Source organism: Dyella koreensis (assembly GCF_044904565.1).
GTDB classification, from domain to species: Bacteria; Pseudomonadota; Gammaproteobacteria; order Xanthomonadales; family Rhodanobacteraceae; genus Dyella_D; species Dyella_D koreensis.
The window spans coordinates 182,088-204,043 of record NZ_JADIKD010000006.1; the positions used below are offsets into that span (position 1 = coordinate 182,088).

Annotated in this window: 18 protein-coding genes; 7 read left to right on the forward strand and 11 right to left on the reverse strand. The window is 64.7% G+C overall.

Going from position 1 to position 21,956, the window contains the following annotated elements:
* Positions 1–2: 2 nt before the first annotated feature.
* Positions 3–818 (reverse strand): glycosyltransferase family 2 protein, encoded by an 816-nt coding sequence (locus ISS97_RS02740; protein ID WP_379984821.1) that lies wholly within the window; start codon positions 816–818, stop codon positions 3–5.
* Between the two features lie 267 nt (positions 819–1,085).
* On the opposite strand from ISS97_RS02740, the gene ISS97_RS02745 reads away from it, so the two are divergent.
* Positions 1,086–3,185, forward strand: a complete 2,100-nt coding sequence (locus tag ISS97_RS02745) for a glycosyltransferase (RefSeq protein ID WP_379984822.1) — start codon at positions 1,086–1,088, stop codon at positions 3,183–3,185.
* Between the two features lie 21 nt (positions 3,186–3,206).
* On the opposite strand, the gene ISS97_RS02750 is transcribed toward ISS97_RS02745, so the two are convergent.
* The 7 genes from ISS97_RS02750 to def form a co-directional block, all read right to left on the reverse strand.
* Positions 3,207–4,313 carry a glycosyltransferase family 9 protein gene (locus ISS97_RS02750; RefSeq protein ID WP_379984823.1) on the reverse strand — a complete coding sequence of 369 codons (1,107 nt, stop codon included), beginning with the start codon at positions 4,311–4,313 and terminating at the stop codon, positions 3,207–3,209.
* A gap of 56 nt (positions 4,314–4,369) precedes the next feature.
* The gene (locus ISS97_RS02755; protein WP_379984824.1) at positions 4,370–5,413 is read right to left on the reverse strand and encodes a glycosyltransferase family protein; all 1,044 of its coding nucleotides are present in this window, start codon (positions 5,411–5,413) and stop codon (positions 4,370–4,372) included.
* Positions 5,400–6,422, reverse strand: a complete 1,023-nt coding sequence (locus tag ISS97_RS02760) for a glycosyltransferase (RefSeq protein ID WP_379984825.1) — start codon at positions 6,420–6,422, stop codon at positions 5,400–5,402. The genes ISS97_RS02755 and ISS97_RS02760 overlap by 14 nt, the downstream gene beginning before the upstream one ends.
* Before the next feature lie 56 nt (positions 6,423–6,478).
* Positions 6,479–8,209, reverse strand: a complete 1,731-nt coding sequence (locus ISS97_RS02765; RefSeq protein WP_379984826.1) for an ArnT family glycosyltransferase — start codon at positions 8,207–8,209, stop codon at positions 6,479–6,481.
* A gap of 97 nt (positions 8,210–8,306) precedes the next feature.
* Complete coding sequence (rsmB, locus tag ISS97_RS02770; protein ID WP_379984827.1) at positions 8,307–9,602, reverse strand: 16S rRNA (cytosine(967)-C(5))-methyltransferase RsmB; 1,296 nt, start codon at positions 9,600–9,602, stop codon at positions 8,307–8,309.
* Positions 9,599–10,540, reverse strand: a complete 942-nt coding sequence (fmt, locus tag ISS97_RS02775; RefSeq protein WP_379984828.1) for a methionyl-tRNA formyltransferase — start codon at positions 10,538–10,540, stop codon at positions 9,599–9,601. The genes rsmB and fmt overlap by 4 nt, the downstream gene beginning before the upstream one ends.
* Positions 10,537–11,046 carry a peptide deformylase gene (gene def / locus ISS97_RS02780; protein ID WP_379984829.1) on the reverse strand — a complete coding sequence of 170 codons (510 nt, stop codon included), beginning with the start codon at positions 11,044–11,046 and terminating at the stop codon, positions 10,537–10,539. Before def ends, fmt begins: the two co-directional genes overlap by 4 nt.
* Before the next feature lie 190 nt (positions 11,047–11,236).
* Between def and ISS97_RS02785 the strand changes: the two genes are divergently transcribed.
* The 5 genes from ISS97_RS02785 (at position 11,237) to ISS97_RS02805 (ending at position 18,355) form a co-directional block, all read left to right on the forward strand.
* Complete coding sequence (locus ISS97_RS02785; RefSeq protein WP_379984830.1) at positions 11,237–12,364, forward strand: LysM peptidoglycan-binding domain-containing protein; 1,128 nt, start codon at positions 11,237–11,239, stop codon at positions 12,362–12,364.
* Between the two features lie 77 nt (positions 12,365–12,441).
* Positions 12,442–13,584 (forward strand): DNA-processing protein DprA, encoded by a 1,143-nt coding sequence (gene dprA / locus ISS97_RS02790; protein ID WP_379984831.1) that lies wholly within the window; start codon positions 12,442–12,444, stop codon positions 13,582–13,584.
* Between the two features lie 143 nt (positions 13,585–13,727).
* A complete protein-coding gene (locus ISS97_RS02795) occupies positions 13,728–16,232 on the forward strand; it encodes a DNA topoisomerase I (RefSeq protein ID WP_379984832.1) in 2,505 nt (834 codons plus the stop codon).
* 1 nt (position 16,233) lies between these two features.
* Complete coding sequence (locus tag ISS97_RS02800) at positions 16,234–16,806, forward strand: L-threonylcarbamoyladenylate synthase (RefSeq protein WP_379984833.1); 573 nt, start codon at positions 16,234–16,236, stop codon at positions 16,804–16,806.
* Positions 16,807–16,993: 187 nt separating this feature from the next.
* Positions 16,994–18,355: an AMP-binding protein gene (locus ISS97_RS02805; RefSeq protein WP_379984834.1), complete on the forward strand. Its 1,362-nt coding sequence runs from the start codon at positions 16,994–16,996 to the stop codon at positions 18,353–18,355.
* A gap of 96 nt (positions 18,356–18,451) precedes the next feature.
* Here ISS97_RS02805 and blaOXA read toward each other — a convergent pair whose 3' ends face one another.
* On the reverse strand, positions 18,452–19,294 hold the full coding sequence (gene blaOXA / locus ISS97_RS02810) for a class D beta-lactamase (protein ID WP_379984835.1): 843 nt from the start codon (positions 19,292–19,294) through the stop codon (positions 18,452–18,454).
* A 153-nt stretch (positions 19,295–19,447) separates the two neighbouring features.
* Between blaOXA and purD the strand changes: the two genes are divergently transcribed.
* Positions 19,448–20,731, forward strand: a complete 1,284-nt coding sequence (gene purD / locus ISS97_RS02815; RefSeq protein ID WP_379984836.1) for a phosphoribosylamine--glycine ligase — start codon at positions 19,448–19,450, stop codon at positions 20,729–20,731.
* Between the two features lie 76 nt (positions 20,732–20,807).
* Here the strand turns inward: purD and ISS97_RS02820 are convergent, their stop codons facing one another.
* Together ISS97_RS02820 and ISS97_RS02825 are read right to left on the reverse strand one after the other, a co-directional pair.
* Positions 20,808–21,488: an aspartate/glutamate racemase family protein gene (locus ISS97_RS02820; RefSeq protein ID WP_379985009.1), complete on the reverse strand. Its 681-nt coding sequence runs from the start codon at positions 21,486–21,488 to the stop codon at positions 20,808–20,810.
* A 23-nt stretch (positions 21,489–21,511) separates the two neighbouring features.
* On the reverse strand, positions 21,512–21,946 hold the full coding sequence (locus tag ISS97_RS02825; protein ID WP_379984837.1) for a GFA family protein: 435 nt from the start codon (positions 21,944–21,946) through the stop codon (positions 21,512–21,514).
* Between the last annotated feature and the right edge of the window lie 10 nt (positions 21,947–21,956).

Consider the following 21,956-nt stretch of genomic DNA (forward strand, 5'->3'; position numbering starts at 1 on the left):
AGTCAGCGATCGAGTCCGTGACGGTGCAGGGCGTTGGCCGCGCTCTCGCGCGAGGCGGGATTGCGGCGCATCTCGTAGTAGCGCATGCGCTTGTAGACGGCGTATGAGGCGGCGGTCTGCGCTATCGCGTAGCCGCGCCAGCCGTCAAGGAAGCCGAGCCGGAACACGTAGTCCTTGATAAAGGCCAGCGGGAATACGAATGGCGTCTGCCACATGCGCACCGGTTTGTCCTTTTCCAGCCAGTCGCGGCATTTCAGCTCGGCGTAGCGCAGCACCTTCAGCTGCTTCTCCGGCAGGCTGGGGTTGTTTTCGTGGTTGAAGCGGGCGTCCAGCGTGACCGACGGTCCGTCGAAACGCAGTGATTCGTGCACTCGCGCATCGGTCCAGCGCGCACGGTCGCGGTGGTACAGCCGGGCCATCTTCTCGCCCATGGAGGGCAGGTACCAGCGCATGGGCGCACCCATATAAATGGTGGCCCGGCGCAGATAGGCGGCGCAGACGTCGCCGGCCATCAGGGCGGGAAGCTTTTGCTGCAGCTCGGTGGCGAGCGCGGGCGTCAGGTATTCGTCAGCATCCAGGGCAAGAAGCCATGGATGGCTGGCCTGGGTGGTGGCGAAGTTTCGCTGTGGTCCGAAGCCGAGCCAATCCTGGTGTACCACCCGCGCGCCATGGGCCTGTGCGATCGCCACCGTGTCGTCGGTACTGCCGCTGTCGATCACCAGCTTCTCGGCAGCGAACGGCACGCTGTCGAGGCAGCGCGCAATGCTTTTCGCCTCGTTGTAGGTCATCACGACGAGGGTGATCGGTAAGGTTTGCATGGCGGGATTCTAGCCGATGGCCATTGGCTTGCCCGCCCGTAGCGCTGGATTCACCCGGGCCGCGGCATGATCCGGAGCCGCGCTGGACAGGCTGGTTTGAGCGGTGGCGAAATCATCCGCACAAACCACGGTCCGTTTCGCGCACGGACCTACGGGTAAAAGGTATTCTGCCGCGCCAGCTGTACCGATCCCCAAAGGCGAGGCGGTCAGGGTTGTATCACTTTGGCGGTATTGGAACGTTCCCGACCATCTATGCGGATCGAAAGTTTGAATGAGGCAGCGGGCCGGGGCGAGCCGGCACCTGGACGAGTGGCGAACTTCCGCCAGGCTTGGGCGACGCTGCCATCGTGGCTGCGTAACTGGCTGCTGCTGGGCATGTGGTGGCTGCTGGTGGGCTTGGCCGCCAGCCCCACCGGGCACAAGGTCTGGAATCCTGGCAAGCCGTATCACGACAGTCTGTTGATCCTGTTTGCCCTGCCGTCGCTCTACTTGGTGTGGAAGTGTCGGCGCGCGCTGGTGCGCGGGTTTCTGCATACCTGGGAAGGTGTGCTGCTGCTAGCTTTCATGGCCTGGTCGATACTGTCGGTGGCATGGGCAACCAACGGCAAGCTTGGCGATGCGGCCGTCGTCGTGGTCTATGTACTGGTGTTCGTCGGGGTGTGGGCCAGCCTGCTGGTTGCTGAGCCGCGGCGATTCCGGCGCTTGCTGTTCTGGGCGGGGCTCGGATTGGGCGCCGCTGCCCTGGTAAGCATGGCGGTATTCCCGCTGCGCTCGGGGGTCTGGCAGGCACAGGATCGCCTGATGGCCTTCGGTACCTTGAACAACCCGAACCTGGCCGCTTTCGCTTTCGGCGCAGCCGTCGTGTGGATGACCCAGCTCACCGTGAGCATCCGCTGGCAGCGCATCCTGCAGACGCTGGCTGTCGCCGTGCTGTTGCTGTTCGTGGTGCTTACCTTCAGCCGCGCCACCTGGCTGGCGCTGATCGTGACTCAAGCCTTCATGCTGCTCGCGGCGACTCACCGGCATATTCGCCGGCGAGCTGGAGTCATCCTGGCGTTCGCCGTAGTGATCATCGTCCTTGGCGGCTGGCAGTACATGGAGGAGCGCGGGCTTTCGTACCGGCCGCAGATTCTCGAGCAGGCGTTTGCTCTGTTCCGCCAACATCCCTGGATCGGCCTTGGGATGGGCAGCCACTACACCATCCAGGTAGGCGATCAGGTCTGGGACCACAGCCACAACATCTTCAGCCATCTGGCGATCCTGCTGGGCCTGCCCGGCCTGTTGTTGTGGGTGGCGCTATGGCTGGCGGTGGGTTGGCGCGCCTGGCGTTATCGCCATGTGGCGATCGGTCGCGCGCTGCTAGCGTTGTGGGTTTATGCCAGCGTCGCCTGGCAGTTCGATGCGCCGCAGTTGCTGCGACGCCCGGACGTGGAATGGCTGCTCGGCTGGTTTCCGCTGGCGATGAGCATGGGCTTGGCGTGGCGCATCCGTGATCGCCCTGGTTCGGCAGCGCCCGGCGCGGGCTCGCCCCGGATGGTGTCGCTGGTGGTGCTTACCTTCAACTGGCCCGAAGCGCTGGCCAAGGTGCTGGCGAGCATTGCCGCGCAACGCCGCCTGCCGGACGAAATCATCGTGGCCGATGATGGCTCCAAAGAAGATACGCGCGCGCTGATTGAGCGCATGGCAAAAGACCTCCCTGTGCCGCTGCGCCATGTCTGGCAGGAAGATCTCGGCTTTCGCGCCGCGCGCTGCCGCAACCGCGGCATGGCGGCCAGCCGCGGCGATTACATCATCCTGATCGATGGCGACATGGTGTTGCACCCGGAGTTTGTGGCCGATCATTTGGCGTTGGCCGAGCGTGGTTATTTCCTGCAGGGTGGGCGTTTCAAGACGCATCCGCGAGAAACTGAGCGCTTGCTGGCCGGGGGCAAACCGGTGTTTGCGCCTTGGGCCGATGTCGACTTCCATGTGTTCGACGGTATCAAGCGCCTGTATGCGTTCCACTCGCTGATGCTGGCGCGCTGGAAATCACGTGCGCGCAACGGTGGCCGCGTGATGAGCTGCAATATGAGTTTCTGGCGTGACGACTTGTTGCGCGTCAACGGCTTTGACGAGCGGATGGAGGGCTACGGCGCGGAAGACCGCGAGCTGGCCGCCCGACTCGGCAACGCCGGCGTGCGTCGCCGCCAGCTCAAATGGGCGGCGCTGGCGGCGCACCTCGACCATCCTTCGCGTGCCCAGCCCGATGTCGACGATATGAGCCTGCCGAACAATCGCTTGTTCCGGGCCACGGTAGTGGAACGCATTACGCGATGCGAACAGGGTATCGACAGCCATCTGGCGGAACTGTCCCTGCTCAAGCCGTAACCAGGATCCGCCTACGCCAGTTCACGCCGGGCGCGAAGACTCCGTCTCGGCCAGGATGCTCAGGATGTCGCGGGCTACGTCCGACGGAGCCCGCTCATAGGCGTGAATGGTGCGATTGCGCGCGCCATAGGGGCCCCATTCGTTGGCACTCGTTCTGGTAAAGATGCCCATGGTGGGCACGTTCGAAGCGCAGGCCAGATGCATGATGCCGCAGTCAGCACTGGTATAGGCGGTGAGAGCGGAAAGTACGCTGGCGAGCTTGCGCAGATCGGTCGAGAAGTAGGTCGGGTAGCGCGAGCCGAGCATGGATCGGCCGAACATCGGTACGATTTCCACGATGTGATAGTCGTTGCTCGCGGTCTCCAATGTTTCAAGGAACGGAGACCACCAGTCGGTACCGAGCAGTTTGTCGCCGGTAGCGTTGGCAAAGACACCTATGACGCCTTTCTTCTGGTGCTTGGTTTGGTGGGGCGCCAACAGGCGTTCCAGCGCTTCGCGTCCTTGCACCCGTTCGCTGTGACTCAAGCGAATATCGGGGACCGGCCAGGCGTTGTCGCTGGCCTTGCCTATCGCACTGCGCAGCAGGAATACCGGGCGCTTGCCCTTGCTTTCCGGCGCGAGACCGATCGGGACGGCATGGGTCACATTGCCACTTTTCTTCGGACTGTCGAAGCCGAGTTTCCATCGGCCCCTGGCCATCAGCAGATACAGGCGGCCGGTTTGTGACTGCGGATCGGGATCAATGACCAGATCGTAATGGGCTTTGCGCAGGCCGCGCAGCTCACGCAAGAGCTGCAGCGGATGGCCGACGCCGTGAGCGGGCAACCGAAAGATGCGACTGACGCCAAAATAGCTGGCATAGATAGCCTGCGCGACGCCGCTGCGTGTGGCGATATCGATCTCCGCGCCGGGATAAGTGGCTTCCAGCTCCTGGATCAGTGGTGTCAGCAGCAAGGCGTTGCCTAGCGTGTGGCTGACATGGCAGATCAGGATCCGGTGAATGCCGGTGAGTGGCAATGGCTCGCTGCTCAGTTGCGCGGGCTTTCCGAAAAGCAGGCGCATCAGGCGACGCGCGACGCGGCGGCGCAGGCTGTGAATGTCGAAAGAACGGCGCGGCGGATGGGACATGGATCAACCTAGGTGCATGCAAGTTATGGGTGCCACGGTGCGGCCGCCCGTGAGATTCAGTGTCCGATTTCGCTCAGCGCTTTGCCAATGCGGCCGGCGAAGCCGGCCTTGTTCTGGAGGAACCAGTCACGTGCGCGGCGACCCAGATCGGCGCATGCGGCATCGTCCATGCTCAATGCACTGGCGACTGCCCGCTCCATGGCTTCTTCGTCGAAGTGCCAGGTCTTGGTCAGGCCCATATCGCCCGCCACATGAGCGTCCACCAGCAACCCGCGCGACGCATCGATCAGTTCATTCATGGGTGGCGCATTTGTGGCAAACACCACCGCGCCGGTACTGAGGGCTTCAATAGCGTAATGGCCCCATGCATCGATTTCCGAGGTGCAGATATGGAATCGATGCGTATTCTGCAGGCGACGCAATTCCAGTGCGTCGGCGTCGCGGGATTGGGACAGATGCTCCGCGCGAAGTTGAATGTTCGCCGCCGATGGTGCGGATTTCGCGCGCGACGGGTGCTGTAGTACGACAAGCAATGGCCACTCGGGGTGACGACCCCATAGAGCGATCAGGCGATCCGTGCCTTTGATCTGGCTGCCACCAGCAAGATGAAAGAAAGTTCGCTGCTTGGGCAAGCCGTCTTGCCACGCGTCATCGCTGTCGAAGCCCACCAGTGATGTGGTGCAGCCCAGGCCGTCATAGATCTGCTTCGCATGACGGGTCTTGACCCACACGTGGTCGATGCGGTCGAGGTGGCGAAGATCGCGCTTATCGAACCACTCGGGGTTGGGTAAGGCGACATTGGTGCGGGCAAGATGGAAGTGTTCGGGCCAGAGGTGCTCGAACATGATGCTGATATCGAAAGCCGGCTGCCGAAAAGGCCGCGACACCGCCAGTGCGAGCCGGTTGCGCAAGGCGGGCCAGGTCTTGCCGAGCTTCCAGCGCCGCCGCTCATCCTGCTCGCCGAGCGCGGTGACATGCACCTCGCAATTGTTCGCTTCGAGTGCGTTTCGCAACAAAGTGATGTCGCGCGACAAGCCGAAGCCGTTGTCGCGCGCGACCAGATTGACCTTGCGTCTCTTGCGGCGATCAGGGGTTGCCATGATTTTCTATGCCGCTGAGACGGTTGATCGCATCCATCAATCTATTTGGGAAAGCCTGCTGGTTGTCCTCGTACCAGGCGCGCGCCGCCTCCCCGAGCCGGGCTTGTTCGCTGGCGGGCATGGCCAGGCAGCGCTCTACGGCGGCTCGCATGGCGTCGGTGTCGAAGTCATACAGCGTAGCCAATTCCTGCTTTCCCGAAGCATGTGCGGCAACCAGTACGCCGCGCTCAGCGGTAATCAGCTCGTTCATGGGTTCACCGTCCACCGTGACCGTGACTGCGCCGACGCTCAGGCTCTCCACGAGCGAGTGGCCATAGCCTTCTGTTTGCGATGGGCAGAGATGGAATGCGTGCGCGTTCTGCAGGCGGCGCAGTTCCTGTTCTTCCATGTAGTGGCGGATCAATCGCACATTGGGTGGCAGCTCTGGAATCTGCACACGTTTGCGGCGCCATACCACGGTAAGCATGGGCCATTCCGGATGTTTGGACCAAAGCTCGATCAGTGGCAGCGTACCCTTGTTTCCGCTGCGTCCCGGGCCATGAAAGAAGCCTGGCTGGCGCGTTACGCCGGCGACGCGACAGTCCTCGCTGGTAAAGCCGATGTAGGTGGTCTTGCACTGGAGCTCGCCGAAGATCCGTTCGGCGTGCCGGGTTTTGACCAGTACGCGATCGAAATGCGGCAACTCCGGCAACCACTCCGCATGAAACCATTCGGGGTTGGGAATAAGCACGTTGTGGTGGGCATGCCGAAACAGTTCCGGCCGCACGTGCTCGATCATGATGTTGATGTCATAGCGCGCATTGAGTACGCCGCGCATCCATCCGCGCCACAGGCGCCGCACGCGTGCATGCAATCGCCGCATGCGATTGCTGAGCCTGGCGCGATGACCGAGCTGGGTCAGGGTGATGTCGTAGCCGGCGCCGCGCAGGATACCGGCCAGCAGTTCCATGTCGCGGGTGAGGCCGGCGCCATTGCTGCGCACGATCAGATTGACGCTACGTGTATGCATGTCGTTACGCGTGGATGAGAAAAGTATCCGTAGGGTTGGCCCGCTGGTTGGTCTGCTCAGTCGGTCGTGCCGGGAGTGGCGGGTTCCACATCCTCGCTTGGCACGCAGCCCGGCACCACGGCATCCGCCTTGAACAGCCACCATTCGCGACGATTGGCGCTGCCGAGGCTGACCGCCTTGGCACGATCCACGCAGTCGCCGATGGCCGTATCCACAGCGAACAGCCAGCGCGTAGCGGGCAGTTGCGCCTGCCACTTTATCGCTGCTGCGTATTGCTCGTGCGAGGGCACGCTGAAGCCGAAGTCGATGGCGGGGCGCTCCAGCATCAACAGGTTTTGTTCTTTCCAGGCAATCATGCCCAGCTCGTCATGGGCGGGGACGTGTTCGCGCACTTCGCGCATCAGTCCTGCGGACGAACTGGAGTCGTTGAGCAAGGGATAGGCCCATAGGCTCCATGCGAGCCAGATGGCCGCCATGCCACCTGCCACGGCCCACGCGGCATGGCGCAAGCGCAGGACGGCGACCAGGACGAGTTGAGTGCCGCCCATGGCGATGCACATCCACCATAGCGAATGTTCGTCGCCTTTATCGAAGCCGCGAGTGGTCGCGAGATTCGCGACGAAGGCCGGATGGGCGATCAATGCATATGCGCCCAGTGACAGCAGCGCGACGCCCATCACTCCGATAAACAGCAGGCCCAGGCTGCGCAGCCAGCGGGTTTGCAGCAGCTCGCCGAGGAACGGGGCGGCAGCCAGTGCCATCATCGGCAGCATGGGCAGGATGTACACGTCGCGCTTGCCAGGCGATGCGCTGAAGAACAGCAGCACCAGCAACAACCAGCCCAGCAGCAGGAGCTGCCGCGCGTCTTTCGCTTTCAGGTGCTGCCACCAGCGCGGTATCGCGCCTGGGTAGATCAGCGAAAGCGGAAGCCAGCTGAACATCATGATCGGGATGTAGTACAGCGGAGAATGAATGTGGTGCCAGGCATTGCTGTAACGCTGCGCGGTCTGGCGGAACAGGATGTCGTTGAGATAGGCGATGTAAGCCGGATCGCCGCCATGCGCCTTGACGCCAAGCAGCATCGGCAGCAGCCACAGCGCGATGGCGGCGAGTAGCGCCACCAGTCCGAGCAGCCACCGCCACCATGCGCCTGCACCCATGCGTGAGATGCCTTCCCATTGCCAGCGCCACGCCACCAGATAAGGCAGCAGCATCAACAGGCTGATGATGCCGACACCTTTGGTGATCACGCCCAGGCCGGCGCAGAAACAGCCAAACCAGTACGCGCGCCAGTTCGGCCCTTTCAGCAAATGCACCAGCAGGCCCCAGTTGGCCGCGGTGATATAGAACAGCACCAGGGGATCGATCTGCGCCCGCTTCACCTGATAGACGAACTGGAAACTCAGCAGCAGTGCGGTGCTGGCATAAAGGCCAGCTTGCCGACTCCACATACGCCGGCCGAGGTCGTACACCAGCAGCAAGGTGCCCAGTGCGGCAAGCAGCGACGGCAGTAGAAAGGCCACGCGCCAGCTGCCGGTGATGACGTAACTGGCCGCTTCCGTCCACATCAGCATCGGCGGCTTGTCCGAATACAGCTCGCTACCACGGTGCGGGAACAGCCAGTCGCCGCTTTCCACCATCTGCTTGGCAGCCAGGGTGAAGCGGGGCTCATCCGAGGGCCATGGGTCGCGCAGGCCGATGCCGGCGCCGATCACCACGATGGCGAAGATCAGCAGCAGCCAGAAATAACGGCGTTCCTGGGAGGTGGCTGGGGTGGCGACGGACATGCGTATTTTCCGGCGGCGGTGCCGCGTGGCAGGCGGGTCGATGCTCTAAATGGCGATGTTCTAAACCGGTGGGCTTACCCGGTGCTGAGCAGCGCGATCAGCGCTTGCCGAGCACGGCATAGTACATGCCGTCGAGATCGCCATCGCCGGGCAGGATCTGCCAGCCGAGCTTGGCGGGCTGGCCCGCTGGCAAGGTGAAGGCGGTGGTTTCGGCATCCGCGTGCCCGGCCAGGAAAGCCTCGACGACGGCCTCGTTTTCCGCCCTGAGCAACGAGCACGTGATGTAAACCAGCTTGCCGCCCGGTGCGAGCAGGGACCACAGCGCATCGAGAATGCGCCGTTGCTGTGCGGCCATCGCCGGGATGTCGCTGTCGCGGCGGTGCAGGCGCACGTCCGGGCGGCGGCGCAATACGCCAGTGGCCGAGCACGGCGCATCGATCAGGATGCGGTCGAAGACGTGGCCGTCCCACCAGGGCGCGGGTTCGCCAGCATCACCGATCACCACACTCGCCTGGTGGCCCAGACGCTCCAGGTTTTGCCGGATGCGTTTGGCGCGGCCGGCGTCGAACTCCAGCGCGGTGAGCGCGATATCGGCGCGCTCCAGCAAGTGGCAGGCCTTGCCGCCAGGTGCGGCGCAGGCATCCAGCACGCGCTGACCATCACGTACATCGGCCAGATCGGCGGCAACCTGCGCGGCTCCGTCCTGCACAGCGAAGAGACCTTCGGCGAAACCCGGCATGCGGGTGACGTCGGCACTGTGCGGCAGCACGATGCCGTCGGCGAGCCAGGGATGCGCCTCGGCGGTATAGCCATCCGATCGCAGGCGCTCGATCAGCGCATCGCGTGGCGTGCGGCGGGCGTTGGCGCGCAGCATCAGGGGCGGTTCGCGATTGTCGGCGGCCATGATGGCGTCGGCCTGTTCCGGCCAGTCGCGGGCGATCGTCTTGGCCAGCCAGGCGGGGTGTGCGTGGTGTGTCTGCGGCTTGCTGTCGAGCGCTGCGAGCAGTTCGCCACGCTCGCGCTGCCAGCGACGCAGGATCGCATTGACCAGTCCGGCCATGCGCGGTCGCTGTAGGGCCCGTGCGGCCTGCACGGTGGCGGCAACCGCGGCGTAATCGGGTAATTGGAGGATTTCCAGCTGCACCAGGCCCAGCACTAGCAGGGCGTGGATCGCCGGTTCCTTCTGGCGCAGCGGCTTCTCGAGCAGGCGGTCGAGGGCGGCGTCGAAGCGCAGCCACCAGCGGGCGCCGTCGCTGAGCAGAGCCATCAGCAGAGCGCGGTCGCGGGAGTCCTGCAGTTTGGGCGCGTAGCGCTCCATCGCGTCGCGCAGCGAGGTGCCGCGCAAGGCCACCTCGGCCAGCGCCTGCGCGGCGAGTGCGCGGGTGTCGGTCATCGGGCGGCGCGCAGGTCGGGCCGCGCGTTGAGATAGTCGGCGGCACCGATACGCTTGCCGCCGGCGCGTTGCAGCGAGGTCACGCGCAGGCTGCCTTCGCCACAGGCGATCTCGATGCCGTCCCGTCCCGTCGAAAGCACGCTGCCAGGAGTTGCGTGATGCTCGCGCTCTACTGCCTGCGCGGCCCAGATGCGCAGCGACTCACCGGCGATGTCGCCTTCGGCGACCGGCCAGGGATCGAAGGCGCGCACCTGGCGTTCCAGCTCGATCGCGGGGCGATGGAAGTCGAGCTTCGCCTCGGCCTTGTCCAGCTTGTGCGCATAGACGACGCCGGCTTCGGGCTGCGGCGTAGCGATGAGGGTTTCGCCGGCGATGACGCGGCGCAAGCCTTCCGCGAGCGCATCGGCACCGAGCGCGGACAGACGGTCGTGCAGTGAGCCGCCGGTGTCGTCGCGGTTAATAAGCGTGCGCCGCTCGAGCAGTACCGGGCCGGTATCGAGGCCTGCCTCCATCTGCATCAGATCGACGCCGCTTTCGGCATCGCCGGCGAGAATGGCGCGCTGGATCGGGGCCGCGCCACGCCAGCGCGGCAGCAGACTGGCGTGCACGTTCCAGCAGCCCAGGCGTGGCAGCGCCAGCACCTTGCGCGGCAGGATCAGGCCGTAGGCCACCACGACCATCAGGTCAGCGCGATACGCGGCGAGCGCGTCGCGTGCTTCCTGGCTCTTCAGCGATTCGGGTTGTTCGACCGGAATACCTGCCGCCACCGCGGCTTGCTTCACCGGGCTGGGCGTGAGCTTGCGGCCGCGGCCGGCCGGACGATCGGGCTGGGTGTAGACGGCCACCACCTCGGCGCCGCTGGCGCGGCAGGCTTCAAGGCAGGGGACGGAGAATTCAGGCGTGCCGGCGAAGACCACCCGCAGCGGGGCGGCGCTCAAGCGCTCGCCGCCTGCTTGCGCTGCTTCTCCATGCGCTTGAGCAGCAGGGAGCGCTTGAGGGGCGACAGGTGATCGACGAACACCTTGCCGGCGAGATGATCCATCTCATGCTGGATGCACACGGCCAGCGGGCCTTCGGCTTCGACGACGATCTCGTTGCCGTCGACATCGTTCGCCTTGACCTTCACCTTCAGCGCGCGGGTGACATCGGCATAGATGCCGGGGAAGGACAGGCAGCCCTCCTGGTACACCTGGGCGCCGTCCTTCTCGATAATCTCGGCGTTGATCAGCGCAAGGGGCTGATTGCGCTCATCGCTCATGTCCGCCACCAGCACGCGCTGATGCACGTTGACCTGCGTGGCGGCGAGGCCGACGCCGTTGGCGGCGTACATGGTCTCGAACATGTCGGCCACGAACTGCTTCAGCTCGGCATCGAACACGCGCACGGGCTCGGCCTTGGTGCGCAGGCGGGGGTCGGGAAATTCAAGAATGGTCAGGATGGACATCTGCTTTTACCTTGGCGCCGAAATTGCGGGCGAATCGGTGAAAACCAGGCCCGGGCGCGATCTAGAATGAGCCTTATTGTACGTCGGCAAGCCCGTGTCTGGCAGGCGAATTTGCCAACTGGCTCTGGTTGCAGGCGTGAAACCTTCGGTTACACTCGCCCGAGCATCGGGGGATGGGGGAATCCCGTTTATGATCAGAAAGTCCATCGGGCTGCTGGCCGGCATGCTGGTCACCGTGGCCGTGTACGCTGCTGGCGCTCAATTGCGTGCGGATCATCCCGACACGTATACCGTGCGCAAGGGCGATACCTTGTGGGGAATTTCCGCGCGTTTCCTGTCCAAGCCCTGGCTGTGGCCTGAGATCTGGCAGGCCAACCCGCAGGTGCAGAACCCGCATCTGATTTATCCGGGTGACGTGCTCAACCTTTCCTTTATCAACGGTCCGCGCCTCGGCTTGCAGCCGCGGGTGCGTGCCGAGGGCGAGGCGATTCCCGCCATTCCGCTGTCCGAGCTGCGCATGTTCCTCAAGGATATGCGCGTGATGAACTCCAACGAGGTCAACGACTCGCCGTATGTCGTGGGCTTCGAAGAGGCGCGCCTGCGCGGAGCGGTCGGCCAGAACATCTACGTGCGCAACCTCAAGGGCGAGCCGGGGCAGCGTTGGGCCATCGTGCGTCCCAGCCACGTGTTCCGCGGCTTCAAGGAAGACGACCGCAGCGATCCTGGTAATGGGATCGTCGGTCATGATCTCGACAGCGATGTGTCGATGGTCAGGGGCCCGTGGAAGGAAGACTTCCGCAACGACGGCCATTACGGCCGCGGCAACGACCTGGGTGTGGAAGTGGCGGTGATCGGCACGGCCGAGACCCTGCGCACCGGCGATCCCTCGACCCTGCTGCTGCTCGACTCCACGCAGGAGATCCGCAAGGGCGATCGCGTCATGCCGATCGACGACAAGCCGTACGACGCTTACTACTACCCCCATGCGCCGAAGACGGTGACGGATAACGCCCGCGTGATCGCCTTCGCTGACGCCATGGATGCGGTCGGTCCGCGTCAGGTCGTCGCGCTCTCCATCGGTGCGAAGGACGGCGCGGAGAACGGTCAGACCTACTCGATCTTCCAGCCGGGCGAAAACATCCATGATGACGTCGCCAGCAACAGTTGGGACCGCGGTGTCGGCAAGCGGGTGACGTTGCCGGATGAGTTCATCGGACACGTGATGGTGTTCCGCACCTTCGATCGCGTCAGCTATGGCTTGGTGATGGATGGCCTGCGTCCGGTGCACAAGGGCGACCGCCTGGCTTTGCCTGAATAAGTTATCGGCATCGCCTGACAGAACGGCGCGGATCATCCGCGCCGTTCTTGTTTGTGGGCTCCGCTTAGACTGCCCGGATGAGTGAACAGGACGAACTGCGCGCCTGGCTGATCCTGCTGCGTGTGCCAGGACTAGGCCCCGGCCGCCTGCGCGAAGGGCTGGTCGCCCACGGCGGACGGATTGAGGCGGTGCTGAACCATCTGCAGCGCCACCACACCGCCATGGATGACGAGGCCCGTGCCTGGCTGGAACAGCCGGACGAGACATTGCTGCAATCCGATCTGGCCTGGTTGAACGAGCCGGGCCATCGTCTGTTGCGCTGTAACGAACTGGATTTTCCGCCGCTGCTGGAAGCCATTCCGCAGCCACCGGCCGCTCTGTTTGTCGCCGGTGACGCGAGTCTGCTGCTGCATCCTCAGGTGGCGATCGTCGGTGCGCGCAACGCCACCGCCGTCGGGTTGGCCCATGCCCGGGCCTTCGCGCGCGAGCTGGCGCTTGCCGGCTTCACCATCACCAGCGGCATGGCGGACGGGGTTGATGGAGCCGCGCATGAGGCAGCGCTGGATCTTGGGCGGCCGACGGTCGCGGTAATCGGCACCGGTGCCGATCGCGTCTATCCGCGCAAGCACCATGTGCTGGCGCGGCGTATCGCCGAACATGGCGCCCTGGTCAGCGAATTTCCGCTTGGCACGCCGGCGTGTGCCGACCACTTTCCCCGCCGCAATCGCATCCTGGCAGGCCTAGCACTGGGCACCCTGGTGGTAGAGGCGGGTCTGCAATCCGGCTCCCTAATTACCGCCCGATTGGCTGGGGAACAAGGACGAGAGGTTTTCGCCCTGCCCGGCTCCATTCATAATCCGCTCGCCCGTGGCTGCCATCGGCTGATCCGCGATGGCGCGCGACTGGTGGAGAGCGCGAGCGAGATGATCGCACTGCTGGCGCCGCAAGCGCAGGCGCTGGGTGCGGAGTTGGCCAGCCGCCTGAGCGAGGAGACGCCATCGGGCCGGTCACCGGGTCAGGCTCCCGGGTGGAGCGGTGATCCGGAGTATCGGCAACTGCTGGCGGCGCTGGGTCACGATCCGGCTTCGCTGGACGAGTTGGCTGAACGCACCGGCCTGCCAGCCCCAGCTTTGTCATCGATGTTGCTCATGCTTGAACTGGAAGGCGTGGTCGAAGGCCTTCCCGGAGGCCGTTATCAACGGCTGCCCGATCCTCCCTGACCCGCGGGCTGACCCCGGCAAAGTCGCTCTGCACCTCGTTTTCACGAGATCCAGCTTGACGGCGCCAGCGGGGCATGCCTTTAACTAGATATAGGAAGGCCCGTCCCACGTGGCGGGCCATTGGCTTCTGGAAACCCTGTTTCATGGCAAAAAACCTGCTCATCGTTGAATCGCCGGCCAAGGCCAAGACGATCAACAAATACCTCGGCAAGGACTTTCAGGTCCTGGCCTCCTACGGTCATGTGCGCGACCTCAAGCCGAAGGAGGGCGCCGTCGACCCCGAGCATGGTTTCGCCATGGCCTACGAGGTGATCGACCGCAACGAGAAACACGTCGACGCCATTGCCAAGGCGGCCAAACTGGCCGATGACATCTATCTCGCGACCGACTTGGATCGCGAAGGTGAGGCGATCAGCTGGCATATCAGCGAGATCCTCAAGGAGCGCGGGCTGACCGCCGGCAAGCAGCTGCATCGCGTGGTGTTCTCCGAGATCACCCCGAAAGCGATCAAGGCCGCCGTAGCCCAGCCGCGCCAGCTGTCGCACGATCTGGTCGATGCCCAGCAGGCGCGCCGCGCCCTGGATTACCTGGTGGGCTTCAACCTGTCGCCGGTGCTGTGGCGCAAGGTGCAGCGCGGTCTGTCCGCCGGCCGCGTGCAGAGCCCGGCGCTGCGCATGATCGTGGAGCGCGAGGAAGAGATCGAAGCCTTCGTGTCGCGCGAGTACTGGACGGTCGAGGCCGCCCTGCGTCATCCGGAGGGTGATTTCACCGCCCGCCTGACCAAGCTGCACGGCAAGAAGTTCGAGCAGTTCGACCTCACCAACGAGGCCGACGCCATGGCCGCCCGTGCCGCGCTGAAGGAAGCCGCGCATGGCCGCCTCACGGTCAGCGAAGTGGGCAGCAAGGAGCGCAAGCGCCGCCCGGCACCGCCATTCACCACCTCGACCCTGCAGCAGGAGGCCGCGCGCAAGCTCGGCTTCTCCACCAGCCGCACAATGAAGATCGCCCAGGGTCTGTACGAAGGCGTTTCGCTCGGCAGCGAGGGCAATGTCGGTCTGATCACCTACATGCGTACCGACTCGGTCGCGCTGTCCGAAGACGCCTTGGGCGAGCTGCGCGAGCTGATCGCCCGCGACTACGGCAACAAGGCGCTGCCGGATCATCCGCAGGTTTACAAGTCCAAGTCCAAGAACGCGCAGGAAGCGCATGAGGCGGTACGTCCGACCTCGGCCATGCGCACACCGCGCGAAGTCGCGGGCTTCCTCAACGAAGAGCAGCGCAAGCTGTACGAGCTGATCTGGAAGCGCACGGTGGCCTGCCAGATGATCCACGCCACGCTCAACACGGTGTCGGTGGACTTCGATCTCAAGCACGTGGCCGGCGGCGACGCCGCGTTTCGTGCCACGGGTACCACCGTGGTCGACCCCGGCTTCCTGGCCGTGTACGAGGAAGGCCGCGACCAGAAGAGCGCGGAAGACGAAGACGAAGGTCGCCGCCTGCCGCGCCTGACCGTGGGCGAGCAGATCGCGCTGCATGACATCGTCGCCGACCAGCACTTCACCGAGCCGCCGCCGCGTTACTCCGAAGCCAGCCTGGTGAAGACGCTGGAAGAGCATGGCATCGGCCGCCCGTCGACCTACGCCAGCATCATCCAAGTGCTGCTCAACCGTGAGTACGTGTTCCTCGACAGTCGCCGCTTCAAGCCGACCGATGTCGGCCGCGCGGTCAGCAAGTTCCTCACCCAGCATTTCACCCGCTACGTGGATTACGACTTCACCGCCAAGCTCGAGGACGAGCTGGACGCGGTAAGCCGCGGCGAAGAGGCCTGGGTGCCGCTGATGGAACGCTTCTGGGTGCCGTTCAAGCAGCAGGTGGACGAGAAGACCGAGACGGTCGACCGCAGCGAAGCCACCGGTGCGCGCGAGCTGGGCACGGATCCCAAGACCGGCAAGCCGGTGTCGGTGCGTCTGGGCCGCTACGGGCCGTATGCGCAGATCGGCGACAAGGACCAGGACGAGAAGCTCCAGTTCGCGAGCCTCCGTACCGGCCAGAGCATGCACACCATTGCGCTGGAAGATGCGCTGGAGCTGTTCAAGCTGCCGCGCAAACTCGGCCAGGCCGAGAACGGCGACGAGGTGAGTGTGGGCGTGGGCCGCTTCGGTCCGTTCGTGAAGCAGGGCAGTACTTACGCCTCGCTCAAGGCCGAGGACGATCCGTACACCATCGAGTTGCCGCGCGCCCTGCAGATCGTGCAGGAAAAGCTGGAGATGCTCGCCAACCGGGTGATCAAGGACTTCGGCAACGGCGTGCAGGTACTCAATGGCCGCTTTGGCCCGTACATCACCGATGGCGAGAAGAACGCGCGCATCCCGAAGGACCAGGAGCCGAAGGAGCTGACCGAGGCGCAATGCCTTGAGCTGCTCGCGGCGGCACCGGTCAAGAAGGGACGCGGCGCGTTCAAGAAGAATGCTGCGAAGAAGGCGGCTCCCGCAGCCAAGAAAGCAGCGGCCAAGAAGGCACCGGCGAAGAAGGCCGCAGCAAAGAAGGCTGCCACCAAGAAGACGGCAACGAAGAAAACGGCCACCAAGAAAGCCGCTGCGAAGAAGGCCCCCGCCAAGAAAACCACGGCCAAGAAAGCCGACGCCTGAGGTGGCCCGGTCGTTCACCCTCAGCCAGCTCGATGACGCCGCCGCGCTCCTGCGCGGCGGTGGTGTATTGGCTTACCCCACCGAGGCGGTCTATGGCCTGGGTTGCGACCCGCATGACCGGCAGGCCCTCGAGCGGCTGTTTGCGCTGAAGCAGCGGCCATCGACCCAGGGCGTGCTGCTGATCGCCGCCGATTTCGCGCAGGTCGAGCGCTACATCGATCTCGACGCGGTGTCGCCGGACGTGCTGGCGCAAGTCCATGCCAGCTGGCCCGGCCCGAATACCTGGATCTTCCCCCGCTCGGCCGCCGTGCCGGCATGGGTGGCTGGCACGCACGCCGGCATCGCGCTGCGCGTGACGGCGCATCCGCCGGCCGCAGCGCTATGCAAAGCGTTTGGCGGCGCCCTGGTATCCACCAGCGCCAACCCGCACGGGTCGCCGCCGGCGCGTTCCGCCGCCACCGTGGCGACCTACTTCGGCGAAGCCTTGGACGGCTTGCTGGACGCCCCGCTGGGGGGCTTGGAGCGCCCCACGGCGATACGCGACGCCCTGACCGGCGCTATCATCCGCTCCTGACCCGTGCCGATTCGTCGGCCACCATGAACACGCTCTGCATGCCCCTGGCGCCGGTGGGGAGTGATTCAGCGGTCATCGCGAGGATGGGGGAATCCTCGCCTGGGTTGTTCCGTACCCAGCGTTGCCGGTCCGTAGGGGCCGGTTCGACGAGGCATTGCTGCCGCTTCGGACTATAGGGAGACACTGCTTGGCCATCGTCTACGACAGCTACCGCCACGATCTTGCCGCCACCGGCCTGCCGCTGCTTGCCGCCGGCAATCCTGCGCGCACCGTGGCCTGGCACGACGGCAAGTCGGTCAGTGCGGCGCAGTTCCTGGCGCACGTGCAGCAAGTGGCGGCGGTATTGCCCAGTGGCTCGGCGGCGGTGAACCTGTGCGAAGACCGCTATGCCTTTCTGGTTGCGTTCTGCGCCATCGTGCTGCGTGGCCAGGCCAATCTGTTGCCGTCGTCGCGCGCGCCGCAGGCGGTGGTCGACGTGATGGCCGGCTATCCCGGCAGCTACGCCGTAGGCGAGCAGGCGCTGGATCCGGCGCCGCCCGGTTATCACCGCATGCCTGTGCTGGATGCCACGCCGGCGCAAGGTGACTTGTTCGTAGTGCCGCTGATTCCCGCGGATCATGTCGTGGCGATCGGCTATACCTCCGGCTCCACGGGCGTGCCCAAGTCGTATCCGAAGACCTGGCGCAGTTTCCACGCCAGCAATGCCGGCAATCTGCGCGCCTTGCGTGCCGTGGTCGGCGGTCATTTCGATGTCGTGGCCACGGTGCCACCGCAGCATATGTACGGCATGGAAACCTCGGTGCTGCTGCCCTTGCTGAGCGACGTGGGTGTGCATGCAGGGCGTCCGTTCTTCCCCGCCGATATCGCGGCCGCCCTCGCGCAGATGCCTGGTCCGCGTGTCCTGGTGACCACGCCGATCCACCTGCGTGCTCTGGTTGAATCCGGTGTCATGTTGCCGCCGATCGCCGCGATGATGTCGGCCACCGCGCCGATGCCACCCGAGCTGGCGCGCACCGCCGAAGAGCGCTTCGGCGCACCGATGCTGGAAGTGTTTGGCTCTACCGAAACCTGCGTCATCGCCTCACGCCGTGCGGCGGATGACGAGCCGTGGGCACTCTACGAAGGCGTGCACCTGCATCCGCAGCCGGACGGCACCGCCGTCGAGGCGCCGCAGTTGGAGACACCGATCACCCTGGCCGACATTGTCAGCTTGCAGGATGAAGGCCGTCGCTTCCGTCTGTGTGGCCGCCACGCGGACCTGCTGGAAATTGCCGGCAAGCGTGCGTCGGTCGGCGACCTCACTCGTCGCCTGCTGGCCATCCCGGGTGTGCAGGATGGCGTGGTGTTCCAGCTCGACGGCGACATGATCGGCGTGAAGCGCATCGCTGCCCTGGTCGTGGCGCCAGGGCTGGATGAGCACACCATTCTTGAAGCCCTGCGCCACTCCATCGAGCCCGTTTTCCTGCCGCGCCCGCTGCGCCTGGTCGATGCATTGCCCCGCAATGAAACGGGCAAGCTCCCGCGCGCCGCCTTGCTGGAGCTGCTGTAGGAGCCCACCCTGTGGGCGAAACGGCCCGATAGGGCCGCGCGCTGCTCTCCAGGCCCTGCTGGCTTTCGCCCACAGGGTGGGCTCCTACAGTGATCGTCAGCTGGCAGGCGGCAACGCTCCGAGCTGCGTCAGCAATTGCTTCGCCAGCGCCACCCGCTTGGGCGCATCGCTGAACTTGGGCAGGTCGACGTTCAAGGCGAAGAACCAGCGGCGCCCATCGTGCTCGACCCAACCCACATACCAGCCGAGCCCGTCATGCGCGGCATTTTGAGCAGCATCACTGCCGAAGCCGGTCTTGGCATGCAGCTCGTAGCCGGGTTGTGATTCGGTGATGCTGATGCGGCGTACCGTTTCCTGCGCGCGTGCAGAGAACGGCAGCTTGTTGTCGGCGAGCCTGCGAAGAAAATCCACCTGCTGCTCCGCCGAGATGCGCAGCTTGCCGTTCAGCCAGAACTGATCGATGCCGCCGCTGATGTCGCGATTGCCGTAACCGACTTTGTCGATCCACGCTTGCATGTGTTGCTCGCCGGCCCGGCGCGCCACTTCCTGATAGAACCACAGCGTCGAATAGCGCATACCGCTAGCAAGGCTGTTGTCACGATTCCATTCCGTGATGGGCGAGTCCGCGGGACCGCGCGTCTTGCCGTCCCAGCGGATCACCTCGTACTCGTCCTTCACCGCGCCTGTTTCCAGCGCCACCAGCGCGTTGAACAGCTTGAAAGTGGAGGCCGGCAGGTAGCCGTGGCGGGCGCGCTGCGCATCCAGCACATGCCAGGCGTCGGCCTTCTCGTCGTACACCAGCATGGTGCCCGGCGGCACGCCGACCTTGGTGAACGTGGCGCGCCACTCCGGGTGCTCCTGCCACGGCGCCGCCTGCACCGGTCGGCCGAGTCCGATCAGCGCGAACGACAGCAAGTACAGCCAGACAAAGTGTTTCATGGGTCTCTCCTTGGGTATGCCCGGGTTCCGGAGCCGGGAGCATAGGCGGCCATTCGCGCCACGGGCGGGCGCAAATCTGGCCGTGAGCGGGCAAGCAGCCGGTACAATGGCGCGCTACGCCCGGCGGGGCGTCCCTCAGCAGCGGAGCAAGGCATGAAGGTTCTGGTCATCGGCAACGGCGGGCGCGAGCACGCACTGGCGTGGAAGCTCAAGCAGTCGCCGCGGGTCAGCGAAGTGATCGTGGCGCCGGGCAATGCCGGCACCGCGCTCGAGCGCGGTGTACGCAACGCCGACGTGGCCGTGACCGACCTGGAGGGTCTGCTCAAGCTTGCCCGCGACGAAAAGGTCACGCTCACCGTGGTCGGTCCGGAAGTGCCGCTGGTGGCCGGTGTGGTCGACAAGTTCCGCGCCGCCGGCCTGCGCATCTTCGGGCCCCGCGCCATCGCTGCGCAGCTGGAAGGCTCCAAGGCCTTCGCCAAGGATTTCCTGCTCCGCCACAACATTCCCACCGCGCGCTACGCGGTGTTCACCCAACTCAATCCTGCATTGGCCTACGTGCAGAAGCATGGTGCGCCCATCGTGATCAAGGCCGACGGCCTCGCTGCCGGCAAGGGCGTGGTGGTGGCGCTGACCCTGGCCGATGCCGAGCAGGCACTGCACGACATGCTCGGCGCGCACAGCTTTGGTGAAGCCTCCGCCCGCGTGGTGATCGAGGAATTCCTCGATGGCGAGGAAGCGAGCTATATCGTCATGAGCGATGGCAGTCATGCCCTGCCCATGGCCAGCAGCCAGGACCACAAGCGCCGCGACGAGGGTGACCTCGGCCCCAACACTGGTGGCATGGGGGCGTATTCGCCAGCGCCCGTGGTTACGCCGGAAGTGGAAAAGCGCATCCTCAAAGAAGTGATCGAGCCAACGTTGCACGGCATGGCCGCCGAGGGGGCGCCCTTTATCGGGTTCCTCTATGCCGGCCTGATGATCGACAAGAGCGGTGCGCCGAAGGTCATCGAGTTCAACGTGCGCTTTGGTGATCCCGAAACGCAGCCGATCATGTTGCGCCTGAAATCCGACCTGGTCGAACTGATCGAGGCTGCGCTCGACGGTGAGTTGCACCACACGTCGATTCATTGGGACTCGCGTCCATCCATCGGCGTGGTGGTGGCGGCCGGTGGCTATCCGGGCAAGGTGAAGAGCGGCGACGTTATCGGCGGTCTCGATGCCGCTTTCGGCGACGACGTGAAGGTATTCCACGCTGGCACAAAGCTGGACGCGCAGGGGCACGCGGTCACGGCGGGCGGGCGTGTGCTTACCGTCTGTGCGTTGGGCAAGGACATTGCGGCTGCCCGCGAGCATGCCTACGGCGCAGTGTCGAAGATCCGCTTCGACGGTGCTTTCTGCCGCCGCGACATCGCGCACCGGGCATTGCACCGGACATAACGCGGCGCGCCTATCGGACGGATGGCTTTCTTGCTGCCGCTTTCGTCAGGTTCTGCTTCGATATCTTGTGAAGTGGTTATGCCGACTCCCGGGAAGACAGGGCCAGCTCGGCTGCCTTGCGGGCATGGATGCCGGTGGTGTCGAACAGGGGCAGCGCCGCATCCTGCGGCCCGATCAACAGCGAGATTTCGGTGCAGCCGAGAATGATGCCCTCCGCGCCTCGGTCGGCCAGCTGCGCGATGATGCGGCGGAACTCGCCGCGGGACGTATTGAGCACTTTGCCCAGGCAAAGCTCTTCGTAAATCACGCGATGGATGATGTCGCGATCCTGAGCTTCGGGTACCAGGACTTGAAGCTCATGTTGCTCGCGCAAACGGTCCTTGTAGAACCCCTGCTCCATGGTGAAGCGAGTACCCAGCAGGCCGATCATGGTCAGGCCGGCCTGCTTGATGACTTCGGCGGTGGGATCGGCAATGTGGAACAACGGAATGCGCACTGCGGACTCGATGGCGGCGGCGACTTTGTGCATGGTGTTGGTGCACAAGACCAGGAAGTCCGCGCCGGCGGATTCGAGTGACCGGGCAGCCTGGGCGAGCATGCTTCCCGCCGCCTCCCAGTCGCCGCTGTGCTGCAACCGTTCCACTTCGTGGAAATCGACGCTGTAGAGCACGATCTTTGCCGAGTGCAGTCCGCCCAGATGCTCACGAATCGTTTCGTTGATCTGCCGGTAGTACGGCACGGTGGATTCCCAACTCATGCCGCCGATCAGGCCGATGACTTTCACGGCGTATCTCCCTTAGTCAGAGGCAAAGCTCCCACACTGCTTTTCGCGTAATGAGGAAGGGCGTCATTGAGGCATGCCCATGTCAGTTTGTGGTCGACCCAGATTTCCTTGGTCGGCGCGAAATCGTCCGCGCTATCCAGTGTCGCGGTAGTGACATCGATGGTGTCCCCTTTGGTCGCACGCCGATAGGTCAGCGGCGTACCGCATTGGGGACAGAAACCGCGGACTACACCGGGAGATGACGAAAACTCGGCGGGCTCTCCCTGCACAAAGACGAAGTCGTCAGCGCGGAAAACCACCCAGGCGAGCGCGGGCGCGCCGCTGGCGAGCCGGCAACTTCGGCAATGACAGAGGGTCTGCGCGAGCGGCTTGCCGCTGGCGCGATAGCGGACGGCGCCGCACAGGCAGCCGCCTTCGATGGGATGGCCCATGATCTGCTCC